Source organism: Synechococcus sp. R5-15 (genome assembly GCF_047462035.1).
Taxonomy (GTDB): Bacteria; Cyanobacteriota; Cyanobacteriia; order Thermostichales; family Thermostichaceae; genus Thermostichus.
Genome location: NZ_JANSIK010000084.1, coordinates 1 through 1468, shown reverse-complemented (window position 1 = coordinate 1468; position 1468 = coordinate 1). Strand labels below are relative to the sequence as shown.

The following is a 1468-nucleotide window of genomic DNA, read 5'->3' as shown; positions in this document are numbered from 1 at the left end:
GAGATAGGCAGGATGCGATCGCTTCTTTCCTGAACCATGTTCAGGAGAGTTCAGCGTGAATGTATCAGGTAACTCCAGCCGATGCAGAGGCTCATGCTGCTCCCCAACCGGCAGATCTGGCAAGGATCTGGGCAGATTGCCCGCAGGCGGTGTTCAACCAGGAATCCAGTCGGCAGCAACTGTTTTTGGGATTGGGGCTGCCCCCGCACTTGACCTGGCAAGGGCGACTCTATCGCCGCGCTGAGCGTGCTGCCGCCGATACTGGGCGCTTTGTTACCGATGGCACTCGCATTCAAGATCATGTGGTCTATTGGGAGATCCCCTCTGGAGAAAACCCGTTTGATTTTAGTAAACTACCCGACCCTGCCGGATCCGCCGCCGGAGCGGCTATTTTTGTTGAATCGCCACCGCCAGTTTGTGCCCTACGAGTTGTAACCGAAGTCCTTTCTCCCTCTGTTGTCTATTGTCTATGTCGTCCATTCAACGAGAACCTCGCATTCTGTTGGGCCTGCGGGCCGACCAATTTCGTCATCCCGTGGATCTGCAAGCCACCCGCTCTCTGCAGCAAGTGCCGGGGCTGGGCCTGCTGATTCAAAATTGGCTTGGCTCAACGGCAGGACAGATATTTTATCTGGACAACATTGCTTCTAGTATCCAAATTAACGAGCATCAGTTGCCGGAAATTCATCAGCTTTTGGTGCAGGCCTGTCGCATCTTGGATCTGGAGGTGCCCCAGCTCTACGTGCGGCAGAACCCCACGCCCAATGCTTACACCTTTGCCATGCAGGGGAAAAAGCCCTTCATTGTCTTGCACAGCTCTCTGCTGGATCTGTTGGAGCCGCCGGAAATTCAGGCCGTGATCGCTCATGAGTTGGGCCACTTGAAGTGCAATCACGGGGTCTACTTGACGATGGCCAACATTCTCATGCTCTCCACCAGCTTGCTCCCCTTCGGGGGGTTGTTTTATCAGGCGTTGCAGGATCAGCTAATGCACTGGCTGCGGTGTGCCGAGTTTACCTGTGACCGGGCGGCGCTGTTGGTAGCCCAAGATGCCAAGACGGTGATCTCGGTGTTGATGAAATTGTGTGGGGGATCCCCGCAATTGGCCTCCAAGCTGAACGTGGACGCCTTTTTGGAGCAGGCCCGTACTTACGACGAGCTGGACGGGGATCTGTGGCAGATGGAGCTGAAGCAGATGCAAACGGTGGGGCGCACCCATCCGCTGCCGGTGCTGCGGGCCAGAGAAATCGAGCGTTGGTTCCGCAGCAACACTTATCAGCAGATCCTGGAGCTCCAGGGATTGGGCTCCGCACCGCGGACGTCAACGGCTGCTTCGTAAACTACCCGACTCCGACCGCTAAAGCAGTACAGAGCGGGCTTTTAGTAGCCCTGCAGTTGGCAAGCCAACCACGAGCCTCTGGGGTGGTTTACAGCACCCCCAATCGACCGTTACCAGTGCCTTAAACAA

2 protein-coding genes are annotated in these 1468 nt (G+C 56.3%); both read left to right on the top strand.

The annotated features are described in order from the left end of the window. Positions 1-300 precede the first annotated feature (300 nt). Positions 301-435, top strand: coding sequence for a hypothetical protein (locus NW839_RS07845; protein ID WP_414344832.1), 135 nt, complete (start codon positions 301-303; stop codon positions 433-435). 34 nt (positions 436-469) lie between these two features. Continuing rightward, entirely contained in the window at positions 470-1339 is an 870-nt protein-coding gene (locus NW839_RS07840; protein WP_011433741.1) for a M48 family metallopeptidase, read from the top strand. Positions 1340-1468 lie beyond the last annotated feature (129 nt).

What these genes read in the sequence shown, in the direction of transcription:
- NW839_RS07840 (WP_011433741.1), top strand. Translation starts at nt 470, where the DNA reads ATGTCGTCCATTCAACGAGAACCTCGCATTCTGTTGGGCCTGCGGGCC.
- NW839_RS07845 (WP_414344832.1), top strand. Translation starts at nt 301, where the DNA reads ATGTGGTCTATTGGGAGATCCCCTCTGGAGAAAACCCGTTTGATTTTA.